The organism is Dactylosporangium sp. NPDC048998, assembly GCF_043197855.1.
Classification (GTDB): Bacteria; Actinomycetota; Actinomycetes; order Mycobacteriales; family Micromonosporaceae; genus Dactylosporangium.
The window spans coordinates 153,228-166,148 of sequence record NZ_JBICTV010000007.1 but is presented as its reverse complement, the minus strand read 5'-3'; the positions used below and the strand labels follow the sequence as shown (position 1 = coordinate 166,148).

12 protein-coding genes are annotated in these 12,921 nt (G+C 72.3%); 10 read left to right on the top strand and 2 right to left on the bottom strand.

The annotated features are described in order from the left end of the window. Positions 1-2 precede the first annotated feature (2 nt). The 9 genes from ACGFI8_RS19535 to ACGFI8_RS19495 all read left to right on the top strand — a co-directional run bounded on the left by ACGFI8_RS19535 (position 3) and on the right by ACGFI8_RS19495 (position 8,977). Complete coding sequence (locus ACGFI8_RS19535; RefSeq protein ID WP_392806653.1) at positions 3-1,580, top strand: lysine 5,6-aminomutase subunit alpha TIM-barrel domain-containing protein; 1,578 nt, start codon at positions 3-5, stop codon at positions 1,578-1,580. Continuing rightward, the gene (locus tag ACGFI8_RS19530; protein WP_392806651.1) at positions 1,577-2,314 is read left to right on the top strand and encodes an OAM dimerization domain-containing protein; all 738 of its coding nucleotides are present in this window, start codon (positions 1,577-1,579) and stop codon (positions 2,312-2,314) included. The genes ACGFI8_RS19535 and ACGFI8_RS19530 overlap by 4 nt, the downstream gene beginning before the upstream one ends. A 5-nt stretch (positions 2,315-2,319) precedes the next feature. Further along, a complete protein-coding gene (locus ACGFI8_RS19525; protein WP_392806649.1) occupies positions 2,320-2,703 on the top strand; it encodes a hotdog domain-containing protein in 384 nt (127 codons plus the stop codon). Continuing rightward, complete coding sequence (locus ACGFI8_RS19520; protein WP_392806648.1) at positions 2,700-3,914, top strand: glutamate mutase L; 1,215 nt, start codon at positions 2,700-2,702, stop codon at positions 3,912-3,914. Before ACGFI8_RS19525 ends, ACGFI8_RS19520 begins: the two co-directional genes overlap by 4 nt. Before the next feature lie 660 nt (positions 3,915-4,574). After that, the gene (gene lnt / locus ACGFI8_RS19515) at positions 4,575-6,335 is read left to right on the top strand and encodes an apolipoprotein N-acyltransferase (protein ID WP_392806646.1); all 1,761 of its coding nucleotides are present in this window, start codon (positions 4,575-4,577) and stop codon (positions 6,333-6,335) included. Further along, positions 6,332-7,135: a polyprenol monophosphomannose synthase gene (locus ACGFI8_RS19510; protein WP_392806644.1), complete on the top strand. Its 804-nt coding sequence runs from the start codon at positions 6,332-6,334 to the stop codon at positions 7,133-7,135. Before lnt ends, ACGFI8_RS19510 begins: the two co-directional genes overlap by 4 nt. Before the next feature lie 17 nt (positions 7,136-7,152). Next, complete coding sequence (locus ACGFI8_RS19505; protein ID WP_392806642.1) at positions 7,153-7,677, top strand: FxsA family protein; 525 nt, start codon at positions 7,153-7,155, stop codon at positions 7,675-7,677. Then, on the top strand, positions 7,674-8,306 hold the full coding sequence (locus tag ACGFI8_RS19500) for a uridine kinase (protein ID WP_392806641.1): 633 nt from the start codon (positions 7,674-7,676) through the stop codon (positions 8,304-8,306). Before ACGFI8_RS19505 ends, ACGFI8_RS19500 begins: the two co-directional genes overlap by 4 nt. Positions 8,307-8,419: 113 nt before the next feature. Further along, positions 8,420-8,977: a hypothetical protein gene (locus ACGFI8_RS19495; RefSeq protein ID WP_392806639.1), complete on the top strand. Its 558-nt coding sequence runs from the start codon at positions 8,420-8,422 to the stop codon at positions 8,975-8,977. Between the two features lie 907 nt (positions 8,978-9,884). Here ACGFI8_RS19495 and ACGFI8_RS19490 read toward each other — a convergent pair. After that, the gene (locus ACGFI8_RS19490; protein WP_392806637.1) at positions 9,885-11,522 is read right to left on the bottom strand and encodes an MFS transporter; all 1,638 of its coding nucleotides are present in this window, start codon (positions 11,520-11,522) and stop codon (positions 9,885-9,887) included. 64 nt (positions 11,523-11,586) lie between these two features. Between ACGFI8_RS19490 and ACGFI8_RS19485 the strand changes: the two genes are divergently transcribed. Continuing rightward, the gene (locus ACGFI8_RS19485; RefSeq protein ID WP_392806635.1) at positions 11,587-11,784 is read left to right on the top strand and encodes an STAS domain-containing protein; all 198 of its coding nucleotides are present in this window, start codon (positions 11,587-11,589) and stop codon (positions 11,782-11,784) included. 296 nt (positions 11,785-12,080) lie between these two features. Here ACGFI8_RS19485 and ACGFI8_RS19480 read toward each other — a convergent pair whose 3' ends face one another. Beyond that, complete coding sequence (locus ACGFI8_RS19480; protein ID WP_392806634.1) at positions 12,081-12,821, bottom strand: GNAT family N-acetyltransferase; 741 nt, start codon at positions 12,819-12,821, stop codon at positions 12,081-12,083. Positions 12,822-12,921 lie beyond the last annotated feature (100 nt).

Here is a 12,921-nt window from a genome sequence, read left to right as displayed (position 1 = left end):
CGGTGAGCGGGAAACTCGGGCTGGACGAGCGGACGGTGGCCCGCGCCCGGCGGCTGGCCGCGGCCGCGGGCGCGCCGGTCGTGGAACTGGCCAGGACGCACACCACCGTCGCCGTGGAGCGTGCGACGCTGCGCCTGGCCGGGATCACCGGTGCTGACCCGGACGGTATTCCGTGGGTGAACCGGCTCGTCGACGCGGTCGCGGCCGACATCGGTCTCGGGCACGGGGTGCTGCTGCCGGTGTATGAGGCGTTGATCCGCGACGGGCATGCTGATCTGACCCTGCTGGCGCAGAAGGCCGCGGCGGGGAGCGTGCATTTCGAGGTACCGAATCCGGGAAAGAGCGGGCGGGCCCGGCGGGCGGCGACGGCGGCCGTGGGACGCGGTGTCGCCCGTATCGACCGCCGCAGGCGGGAGCGGGAACGGCTGATCGCCCGCCACGGTGACCCGGCCCGCCGGCCGTGGATCTATCTCATCGTCGCCACCGGGGACATCTACGAGGACATCCCGCAGGCGCAGGCGGCGGCGCGGGCCGGTGCCGACGTCATCGCCGTGATCCGGTCGACCGGCCAGTCGCTGCTGGATTACGTGCCGGAGGGGGCGACCCGGGAGGGGTTCGCCGGCACGTACGCCACGCAGGAGAACTTCCGGCTGATGCGGGCGGCGCTGGACGCCACGTCGAAGGAGGTCGGCCGGTACGTGCGGCTGACGAACTACGCCTCCGGGCTGTGCATGCCGGAGATCGCGGCGCTGGCCGGCCTGGAGCGGCTGGACATGATGTTGAACGATTCGATGTACGGGATTCTGTTCCGCGACATCAACCCGGTCCGTACGTTCGTCGACCAGCGGTTCTCGCGGCAGATCCACGCCCGGGCCGGGATCATCATCAACACCGGTGAGGACAACTATCTCACCACCGCCGACGCTGTGGAGGCCGCGCACACGGTCACGGTGTCGCAGCTGCTCAACGAGTACTTCGCGCAGGAGGCCGGGCTGCGGACGTGGCAGCTGGGCCTCGGCCACGCGTTCGAGATCGATCCGGACCTGCCGGAGTCGTTCCGGCTGGAGCTCGCGCATGCGCTGCTGGCGCGGGAGTTGTTCCCGGGTGCGCCGCTGAAGTGGATGCCGCCGACGCGGCACATGACCGGCGACGTGTTCCGCGGCAACCTGCTGGACGGGTTCTTCAACCTCGCCGGGATGCTGACCGGGCAGGGCATCCTGCTGGTCGGGATGATGACTGAGGCGGTTGTCACGCCGTGGCTGTCCGACCGTGACATCGCCCTGCAGAACGTGCATTACGTGCTGCGGGCCGCGGGCAATCTGCATGAGGACTTCACGCCGGGTCCGTTCATCAAGGACCGGGCGGCGGTCGTACTGCGGGAGGCGGTCGAGCTGCTGGAGCGGATCGTCGACGAGGGGCTGCTGGCCGCGATCGCCGACGGCACGTTCGGGATCATGCGCCGGCCCGCCGATCGGGGCAAGGGTCTGGACGGGGTCGCGAAACGTGAGCCCGGTTACTGGAATCCGGCCGAGGTGCTGCTCACCGAGGCGCCGGCGGCGCGGGAGGAGGGCACCCGGTGAAGGATGTCGTGCGGCCGTACGGGGACACCACCGGCGACGGCATGGTGCAGGTGTCGTTCACGTTGCCGTTGCCGGCCGGGAAGCGTGGCGAGGGCGCGGCGCTGCAGCTGGCGGGGAAGATGGGCATCGACCCGGCGATGGTCGTGCATGCCCGGCCGATCGGTGACGGGCACACCTTCTTTGTGGTGTACGGGCGGGTCAACCACCTCGTGGAGCCGGGGAAGGTTGTTGTCGTCGAGCGTGACTTTCCGCTGCTGTCGGCGAAGGACGTCAACGCCGCCATCCGTGGCCGGCTGCGCCGCAAGCTGGTCGTGGTCGGCGCGTGCATCGGCACCGACGCGCACACGGTCGGGATCGACGCGATCCTCAACGTCAAGGGCATCGCGGGGGAGAAGGGCCTGGAGTACTACCGGGAGATGCGGGTCGTGAACCTCGGCGCCCAGGTGGCCGTCGCTGATCTGGTCGCGGCCGCCACCGCCGAGAAGGCCGACGCGGTCCTCGTCTCCCAGGTCGTCACCCAGCGCGACGCGCATCTGCACAACACCCGGGCGATGTCGGCGGCGTTCCGGGAGGCGTTCCCGCCGGCCCGCCGGCCGCTGCTGGTCGCCGGTGGGCCCCGGTTCGACGAGCTGATGGCCGCCGAGCTCGGCGTCGACCGGATCTTCGGTCGTGGTACCACGCCCCGCGAGGTCGCCTCGTACCTCGCCCACACCGCAGCAGGAGGAGCCCGGTGAGCCCGGTGAGCAAGGTTGGGACGACGGTCGTGCATCGCCGGTACGTGCCGTACGCGCACGCCCACTACGGCGGGAACCTCGTCGACGGCGCCTACAGCCTGGCCCTGTTCGGTGACGCCGCGACCGAGTTGTGCATCCGCACCGACGGCGACGAGGGCCTGTTCGCCGGGTACAGCGGCGTCGCGTTCCACGCCCCGGTCCGTGCCGGGGACGTCGTGGAGGTCACCGCGGTCGTCACCCGGCAGGGCAACCGCAGCCGTACCGTCGACTTCACCTGCCACGTCACCTGCCGGAGCAATCCCGATGCGGGCCCGTCGGCCGCGGTCGTGCTCGACCCGCCGGTTCTGGCGGTGTCGGCGACCGGCACCGTCGTCGTGCCCGCCGCGTGACCCGCGCCGCCTGCCTCGACGTCGGCTCCACCGACACGAAGCTCGCCGTCGTCGACCTGCGCGACGGCCGGCTGGTGTCCACGGCGACGCATCCCACGACCCTGGACACCGACGTGCTGGACGGTGTCGACGCGCTGCTGGCGGCCGCGGGGCCGGTCGAGCACGTGTACTGCTGCTCGTCGGCGGGTGGCGGGCTGCGGCTGGCCGTCATCGGGTATGAGGCGCTGGTGTCCGCGGATGCCGCCCACCGGGTCGCGCTGTCCGCCGGTGCCAAGGTTGTGCACGTCGCCGCCGGGAAGCTGACCGCGGCGGCGGTGGCCGGGGTGCGGGCCGCCCGGCCCGACGTGGTGCTGCTGGCCGGTGGTACCGACGGTGGCGACACCGACACGATCGTGCACAACGCCGGGCGTCTGGCCGCGGCCAGGTGGCGGGTGCCGGTGGTCGTGGCCGGCAACGCCGACGCCCGCGACCACGTCACCGGGATGCTCACGGCGAGGGGGCTGCCGGTCACCGCCACCGGTAACGTGCTGCCCCGTATCGGTGTGACCGATCCGGGGCCGGCCCGCGCCGCCATCCGTGACATGTTCATCAGCCACGTCATCGGCGGCAAGCGGCTCTCCCGCGGTACCCGGTTCGCCCGGATGGTCGCCGCCGCCACTCCCGACGCTGTCCTCACCGGTGTCGGGGTGCTCGCCGCCGGTGTGGGCGGGGACCTGCTCGTCGTCGACGTCGGCGGCGCCACCACGGACGTGTATTCGGCGTTGCAGCCCCGTGAGACGGCCCCGGACGCGGTCGCCGGGGTGTTGTGGCACGCCCGGACCGTCGAGGGCGATCTCGGCGTGCGGTGGAACACCGACGGCATTCACGCCGCCGCCGCGCTGGAACGCATCCCGGTGGGGCCGGGCCCGCTCGGGCCGGCGGCCGCGGCCGTTACCGTGGCCGTGCGCCGGCACACCAGGGCGGGACGCGACCTGCGACACGTCGTGTCGGTCGTGGCGTCCGGCGGCGTGTTCCGGCATGCTGAACTCGCCGCGGCCGCCGCGGCGATCGCACCGACCCTGCACGACCACGCCGGCGGGTGGGCGCTGCCTCGCGCACCCGGCGTCGCCGTGGACACCGCCTACGTTCTTGCCGCCGCGGGGCTGCTCGCCGCCGATCATCCCGGTGTGGCCGCCCGGTTGTGTGAGGCGCTGCGAGTGACCGCAGGGTGATTCCGCCGCGCCCACGGCCGGTGGATCGGCTGGTGAACACGGACCGTCACCAACGCAGTCGCGACGCACCGTGACTAGGTCGGTACGGGCCGTGAATATGCGGGTGAACCGGGCCCGACACGCCTGAACGACACGCCGCCGTGCCGAATTACATCCCGCGGGGCGGTTGACATCCACCCGGCGGCTACGCGTACCGTCTTTGCGTCCTACTTCGGGAAGGATGACCGCGGTTCGCTACTCCCCACTGCCGGCTGGCCGGACGTCCACCGTCAACCGACGGGACGCCCCGAGCAGACGGCGGGGGTCGGCGGGGGCCGTGAACCGGGCATCCACCGGTGTCGGGTCAGGGGGGATCACGCGACCAGTAGACAACGGCACGCCACGGGCAGCCAGCTCGCGCCGCGCCGGAACGAAGGCCGCGCACGAACGTCACTGCCGCACCGGCCGGACAAAGGGCCTGGGAGCGCGGGGCGCGACTCCGGTCGCGCCCCCATTTCAGCCCGGCCCGTCACTGCCACCCTCACCATCCGCCGGGCCCGCGCGGCGCCGTAGCGGATTCCCGCAGTTCCCGGCGCCGACAATCCCGCGATTCCACGTTTGGGCGACACAACCCGCATAATGGGCGCCGCAGCGCACAACAAACGTCGGACAACCACGGGGATGGCGCAGGTGACGTTGGTCGAGGCACATTCCACCGCCGTGCCCGCGGCATCCGGCACACCGACCGGCACCGTCGCGCCCCCGCTGCCCACGTGGGCGGCGCTGCTGTCCGCCGCCGCGGCCGGTGGTGCGTTGCTCGTCGCGTTCCCGCCGTATGGGCTGTGGTGGGCGGCCCCGGTCGGTGTCGCCCTGTTCGCCCTCGCCGTGCATCGGCGGCGGCTGCGCGGCGGGTTCTGGCTCGGCCTTGTCACCGGCGCGCTGTTCTTCACCCCGCTGCTGTCCTGGACCAACCTGCACACCGGCATGGTGCCGTGGCTGCTGCTGTCCGCGATGGAAGCCCTGTATCTCGGGCTGCTCGGCGCCGCTTCGGCGTGGATCAGTCCGCTGCTCGACCGCCGCGGCGGGCCGGGCCGGACGGGCCGGACGGGCATGGCCTGGAACCGTGGCGGCTGGGCGTGGCCGCCCGCCGTCGCCGCGCTGTGGACCGCGCAGGAGGCGCTGCGCGACCGGACCCCGTTCGGCGGGTTCCCGTGGGGCCGGGTCGCGTTCAGCCAGGACACGTCGCCGCTGCTGCGCCTCGCCGCGGCTGGCGGCGCGCCGCTGCTCACCTTCGCCGTCACGCTCATCGGCGGGCTGCTGGGCTACGCGGTGCTGCGCGGCCTGCGCGGCGGCGCCGATCCCCGCCGGGCCGTCGCCCCCGTGGCCGCGGTCGCGCTCGCCTGCGCGGTGGCCGGTCTCGCCCAGGCCGTACCGCTGGCCGCAGCGGCCGGCAGGAGCGTCTACGTCGCCGTCGTGCAGGGCAACGTGCCCCGCCTCGGCCTGGACTTCAACGCCCAGCGCCGGGCCGTGCTCGACAACCACGTCAACGCCACCATCGCCCTCGGCGACAAGGTCCGCGCCGGCACCGCCCGCCAGCCGGACCTCGTCGTGTGGCCGGAGAACGCCAGCGACATCGACCCGCTGCGCAACCTCGACGCCGGGCTGCTCATCGACCGTGCCGCGCAGGCCGTGCGCGCCCCGATCCTCGTCGGTGCCGTGCTCTACAGCCCCGAGACCGGCGTGGAGAACGCCGGGCTGGTGTTCAACCCTGGCCGCGGCAGCGGCGACGAGGTCCCGAAGTACGTCAAACGCCACCCCGTGCCGTTCGCCGAGACCATGCCGCTGCGCTCGATCGCCCGGCTGGTGTCCAAAGAGGTCGACCGGGTCGTCGACATGACCCCCGGCAGCCGTGCCGGCGTGTTGCAGGTCGGCCCGGCGACCGTCGGTGACGTCATCTGCTTCGAGGTCGCCTACGACGACCTCGTCCGCGACACCGTCGACGGCGGCGGGCAGCTGCTGGCGGTGCAGACCAACAACGCCACCTTCGACGAGGCCGAGGCCCGCCAGCAGCTGGCCATGGTCCGCCTCCGCGCCGTCGAGCACGGCCGCGACGCGCTGATGGCCTCCACCGTCGGCATCTCCGCGTTCGCCGACACCACCGGCGCCACCAGCGGCGAGACGCAGTTCGACCAGCCGGCCGTCATCCTCGCCGAGCTGCATCTGAGCACGGAACGTACGCTTGCAACAAGGCTCGGCGCGATCCCCGAGTGGGTGATCGTCGCTCTCGCCCTCGCCGGTGTCGCCGCGGCCACCTGGCAGCGGCGTCGCCGCGCCCCGGTCACCGGCAACACCACCGACAGTGCAGCAGGGTCGGACGACGGGTCCGGCGACAGCGCCACACCAACACCGTATGCCACCGAAGGCACCAAGGAGGACCTGTGAGCACAACCGACCGAGGCGTGAACCAATACCCCGGGGTTGGCAGGGTCCTCGTCATTATCCCCACCTACAACGAGGCCGACAACATCCGGATCATCGTCGACCGGGTCCGTAAGGCCACCCCCGAGGTCGACATCCTCGTCGCCGACGACAACAGCCCCGACGGCACCGGCGACATCGCCGACGAGCTCGCCGCCGGCGACCCCGCCGTGCACGTCATGCACCGCGCCGGCAAGCAGGGCCTCGGCGCCGCCTACATCGCCGGGTTCAACTGGGGCGGCGAACACGGCTACGACGCCGTCGTGGAGATGGACGCCGACGGCTCCCACGCCCCGGAGGAGCTGCCGAAGCTGCTCGACACCCTCGTCGACGCCGACGTCGTGCTCGGCTCCCGCTACGTCAAGGGCGGCAAGACCGTCAACTGGCCCGCCCACCGGCAGGCGATCTCCCGCATCGGCAACATCTACGTGCGCCTGGCCCTCGGCATGCCGCTGCGTGACGCCACCGGCGGCTACCGCGCCTACCGCACCCCTGTCCTCGGCAAGATCGACCTCGACTCGATCGCGTCGCACGGGTACTGCTTCCAGGTCGACCTCGCGTGGCGTTCCCACAAGGACGGGTTCCGTGTCGCCGAGGTGCCGATCACGTTCACCGAACGCGAACGCGGCCAGTCGAAGATGAGCTCCGCCATCGTGCGCGAGGCACTATGGAAAGTCACCGTGTGGGGCTCCGCCGCCCGGTGGGACGCGCTCAAACGGGCCGTCGCCGGCAACGGCCCGGCCAAACGCAACCAGGAGCGCTGACGGAGGAGGCGGCACACATGCGAGGGCTCGGCTGGGCGACGATCGGCGCATTCGGACTCGTGATCGTTGAGATCACCGTGTTCGTGCTGGTCGCCCAGGCGATCGGCTGGGGCTGGGCCGTGCTCATCGGCCTGGCCACGATGCTCGTCGGGGCGATGCTCGTCAAACGCGAAGGCGTCCGCGCCTGGCGGCGGTTCCGGGCCGCCCTCGCCGAAGGCCGGCCCGCCGGCGGCGAGGTCTCCGACGGCCTCACCGGGCTGATCGGCGCCCTGCTGCTGATCGTCCCGGGGTTCGTCACCGCCGCGGCCGGGCTGCTGCTGCTCGTCCCGCCGGTGCGCTCCTACACCGGCCGGCAGGTGCGCCGCGTCGCCGAACGCCGCATCTCCCCGGCCGCCGCCGGCGACCTGTTCGGCCCCCGCGTCGTCCGCGCCGAACGCACCGCCCCGCCCCCCGCCACCCGGCCCGGCGCCGCCGACGGCGGGACCGTCGAGGGTGAGATCGTCGAGGGCGAGATCATCGACCCGCACCCGCACCAGCAGTGAAGGCCGAGCCGGTCAGCGTCCCCGCGCTCGCCGCCGACCTCGCCGCCCGTGCCCTGGCCGCCGCCGGCGAGCACCCCGCCCGCGTCGCCGTCGACGGGGCACCCACCGCCGGCGCCGACACCCTCGCCGGCACGCTCGCCGGGGTGCTGCACGACGCCGGGACGCCCGTGCTGCACGTCCCCGCCGGCGGGTTCCTGCGCGCCGCGTCGCTGCGCTACGAGCGCGGCAGAACCAACCCCGACGCGTACTACGAGGACTGGCTCGACCTGCGCGCCCTCACCCGTGAGGTGCTCACCCCCGCCGGGCCTGGCGGCACCGGCCGCGTCCTGCCGTCGCTGTGGGACCCGGCCACCGACCGGGCCACCCGCGCCGCCTACGTCCAGCTCCCGGCGCACGCCGTCGTCGTGGTCTCCGGCGTGTTCCTGCTCGGCGCCGGGCTCGACTTCGACGTCGCGGTACACCTGATGCAGAGCCCCGCGGCCCTGGCCCGGCGAACCCCGGCCGACCTGGCGTGGACGCTGCCGGCGTATGAACGCTACCGGGACGAGGTCATGCCGCAGTACCAGGCCGATGTTGTCGTGCGGGCCGACGATCCGCGTCATCCGGCGCTGGTGACGTCGCTCGGCTAGGCCTTTTCGTGGCGATTCGCCGGTTTCTGGCTGGTGTTGCTGCCGCGACCTGCTGGTTCGGCTGTGCGCGGACGGGACGGGTAATGCCCCGGCGGCGGGCTAACGTCGGACTGGTGAAAACGTTCTGGCTGGACCGCGACCACGACCGGTACCACGAGCTGGTCCTCACCGCGCAGAACGCGTTCGCCGACAGCCTCGGCGACATCGCCCCCGTCGCGTTCGCCTGCACCGCCTGGACGCTCGCCACACCGCCCGCCCTCGACCCCGGATACGTCCGCTGGCACCGCCGCGTGCTGTCCGCCGCCTGCGTGCGCAACCCCTTCGACGGCGGCCTCACCGCCCGCGTCGAGCTCGTCTCCCCGCTGCCCGCCGAACTCACCGCCACCCGCGCCTGGTGGCGCGACCGGGGCTGGCGCGGCTGGCCGGAGCTGTTCGGGCAGTTCGTCCCGCCCACCGACCGCGATGTGAGCCGCAACCCGCACCTGCGCGCCACCCTGCTCGTCGAGGCGCCCCTGCCGCTGGAAGGACTCCCCGCCGCACCCGACGCCGACACCGGCGCGGAAGACCTCGCCGCAGCCGCGCAGCGCGCGGTCACCGTGCTCGTCCGCGACCTGTCCGACCTCATCGGCCCCGTCATCCAGCAGCTCGACACGTCTCGCGCCGTCACCTGACACCGCCCGCTCCCGCCGGTCACACGGCAGGGGAAATCGTGGCCGCAATCCCAGTTGCCCCACACCGGGCGAATTGGGAACGTCCACCGGTCGACGTACGCCCTCTCGGAGCCGCCGGACTGCTGATCGACGCCGTCGTCGGCTGGGCCCGCGATCGTGGCCACAGCACCGTCGAGCTCGAGGTCGCGCCCTGCAACGACGCCGCGCTGACGGCCTACCTCCGCAGCAGGTTCACAATCACCGATCGCGAGCCGTTCACTACCGAAGGTAGGGTTCTCGTCCGTGCGGCCGAGTAGCCGAAGTGCGACATTTCGCCTATGTCATGTCATCCGTGTTGGCGGCAGCGCTGACCATATGTCCCGCAGCCTCTGACTGAAAAGGATGAGGCGTTTTGCGTGTTTTGTGGCTTTTCGCTACATGGTGTAATCGCGTCATCACGACACAACGGGGAGTCAAGATGCGAAACGCAAAGCGAATGCTGGCGCTGGGCGCCATGACCCTGACTGTCGGCGCGGTCTCCCGAAGGGCGACCCCTGGGACAAGGGCGGCAAGTGGGACAAGGGCAAGGGTTCCCGCGACCGCAGCTGGATCGCCGGCCAGTACCGCACCAAGAAGACCTGCCAGTTCTTCGCGTGGGCGGGCGCGGCCTCCGGCCGGTTCGACTACGGCGTCTGCGTGCCCGGGTTCGGTAAGCGCTGGGTCCTGGTCGCACACGACAACGGCAAGCGCCGCCATCGCTAGGTAGCGGCACCGGACGAGCGGCATCCCACCCAGGGGATGCCGCTCGTTCTCGTTGTCCGCCGCCCCGTGGCGGTTTTGCGGCTAGCGCGCGGGGTCGCCTCGAGCCGCGCCGGCTTGTACGGATTGCTGATCGCGGAGACCCGGGTGATCCGGCCGTCCTCGACGGTCACCTCTGCGTCGATGTCGATCGCGCCCGCCCGGCCAGCAGCAGACCACCGACCGCAGCGGCGACGAGCTGCGTACCCGCCACCACCGCCGCCAGCGCCCCCACCGGCCACGAGGCCACGACCGCGAACGACGCGGCCCCCAGCGCCGCCGCCGTCAGCTTGAACCCCGCCCCGAGCGTGAACACCTGCGTCCGCGTCCGCGGCGGCGCCTCGGTCGAACGCACCTGCAACACCGAGGCCAGCAACGGCCCGTCACACAGCCCTGCCACACCGAACAGCACCACCAGCACCGGCCACGAATGCACCAGCGGAACCACGGCGAGTACCGCCCCCGTCGCAGCCAGACACGCCAGCACGAACCGGTGCGGCGCCATCGCCACCGGCCTGCGCGCCACCAGCAGCGACCCCGTCAACGCCCCCACGCCCACCGCGGTCATCAACAGGCCCCCGCCGGTGGGGTGCCCGTGCGTGACCCCGAGCAGCACCACAACGGAGGGCAGCATCCCCAGCCCGAACGTATTCACGCACGTCGCCGCAGTCACCGCCCGCAGCGGCCGCGAGACGACGATCGCCCGCAGCCCGGCGCGCAGATCGTCCCAGAACCGCCCCCGCCCCGTGCCCGCTCCTGCCCCAGTCTCCGTCGCCGACCGGCTCCCCGGTTCCGACCCCGTCTCCGTTGCCGACTGGGCCCCCACTCCCGCCCCGATCCCCGGTTCCGCGCTGGTCTCCGTTGCCGGCTGGGCCCCCACTCCCGCCCTGGTAACCAGTTCCGACCCGATCCCCGGTTCCGGCCCAGTCCCCGCTTCCGCGCTGGTCTCCGTCGCCGATCCGCTCCTCAATGCCGTCCCAGTCCCCGTCGCGGGCCCTCCGTCCCCCGCGGCCCCTCCGTCCGTCCCGGGCCCGCCGCGCCGCGCCGGCCCGGCGACAATTGCCGGCTCGACGTCCGCTCCTCGTTCGTCTTCCACCATTGGCGCCGTGTTCGTCGCCGCTGCCACGTCGCCGCCCACCACTGTTGGCGTCTTCGCTGCCGCTACATCCGGCGAGCCTTCCGCTACCCTCCGCGCCCCGTCCACTGCTGCGGCGGCTCCGCCCGAGGCGCGTACGGTGAGCAACAAAACGGCCGCGGACAGGCACGCGGTCGTCAACACCGCGGCCGCGACCGTCACGCCGGCGGCCACCACAAGCCCTGCCCCCACCGCCGGGCCGGCGATGTCCGCGACGTTGTACGTGGCGGCGTCCAGTCCGCGAAACCTGGGCCGCCGCGGCTCGGCCACCACGTCATCCAGGCGGCTCGAGAGACCACCGAAGATCATCGAGCCGCAGCAGCCCGCCAGGAGCGCGAGCCCCAGCACCAGCGGCTGCGGAACGTGGCCGAGCAGCGACAGCGCGCCGCCCAGCGCGGTTCCGAACACGGCGACGAAGCACGCATGAATCAGGCGAGGGTGCCGCGCACGATCGGTGACCAGCCCGACGAGCGGCCCGGCCACCACGTGCGGCACCAGCAGCACGGCGAGCATCAGCGACCCCTGCGCCGGGCTGCCGAACTGCCGCAGCGAGGCCAGCACCACCACGACACCGGCGGCCGAATCGGCGGTCCGAGCCAGTGTCGCCGCCGCCAGCAGCCGCACGGCGCTCACCGAACGTCACCCGATCGGGGCGTGGCGTCGCCATCGAACGTAGGGTTCACGGGAGAATCTGAACATGCAGGTCGCAGTGACCAACCGTGAAGGCGGCGTCGCCTTGGTGGCGGTGCACGGCTCCATCGACGTCGACACCGCGCCGGAGCTCCGCAAGGCCATGCACGCCCTGTTCGAGGCGGCAGGCACCCGCATCGTGGTCGACCTGTCCGGCGTCGAGTTCTGCGACTCGCGGCCTCGGCACGTTCGCGTACGGCCATAGTCACTGCGTCGCCTCCGGCGGCTTCCTGCGGCTCGTCGCACCGTCGCCGTTCCTGGCCCGGCTGCTGCGAACGGTCGGCCTCACCGGCCCGGTCCCGGTGTACGACACCCTCGATGCGGCCCTGACCGCCGGCGTACCGACCGCCTGACCATCCGAAAGTCGCGTCCGCCGCTCGGGCCGGCGCGTCATTGCGCAACTCTGCGTCATCTGCGGCACCTGGCGACGAAGGGACCGTGCTTGCCCGGTTGCGCCTCGCGATCGCTCGGGCGTGCGTTTCGGCGCCACCGGGTGGCTGGTCAGGATCGCCCAGCGGTGCCGTCGACGGGCATGAGGTGGATGCTGAGTTGGGAGCCCAGTTCGCGGAAGCCGAGTGCTTGGGCGACTCGCCGTGACGCCTCCGGACGGGCTCGCCATTGAGGGAACAGGCCGGCATTGAGTGCGTCGGTGACGGCTGCGGTGGCCACGACCCGGGCAAGCCCTCGTCCGCGTTCTGCCGGGGCGGTCAGCACGCTGAGGTGGGCGGTCTGCCTCGGCCAGGCTCGGTACCCCGCCGCCGCGACAACGTCCGGTCCGGCGCGCACCACGAACGCCGGAGACGTGATCTCGGCCAGGCCGGACTCGCCGGCGTCCTCGGCCGGCACCCGAGCGAGCAGCGATCCCACGTCGATGTGGTCCGGGGGGATCGTCTCGATGGCACTGGACTCGGCTGGGTGGAAGCCGGCCGCGTCACAGTAGGCCAAGGTCGCTGGTCCCAGAATCTCCGTGACCGGCAATCTGTCACGGACCGTGGCCGGGTCGATCATGGCGGTCACGAGGAGGTCGTTGAGGGCGTGCCGCACGATCTCGGCGGTGCCGTTGTCAGGGGCAGTAGCGATCACGCCACCACCCAGTACAACGATGCCTACCCAGCCTGGCGGACATAGCAACGACTGCGGGGAGGCGACCACGTCGATGGCTGAGTCCGTGAAGGCGACCTGTGTCCCGGCCAGGCCGGCCCAGAGTTGCTGGGCGCGTTCGAGCAGAGGATCGTCGGTCACGATCGCATGATCGCAGTCGGCTGGCATGCATGCCACCGAGAAACCATGACGGCTGCGGGCGCGCATGTCGGGCCGGGCCATCGCAGCGAAGTACCGGGTC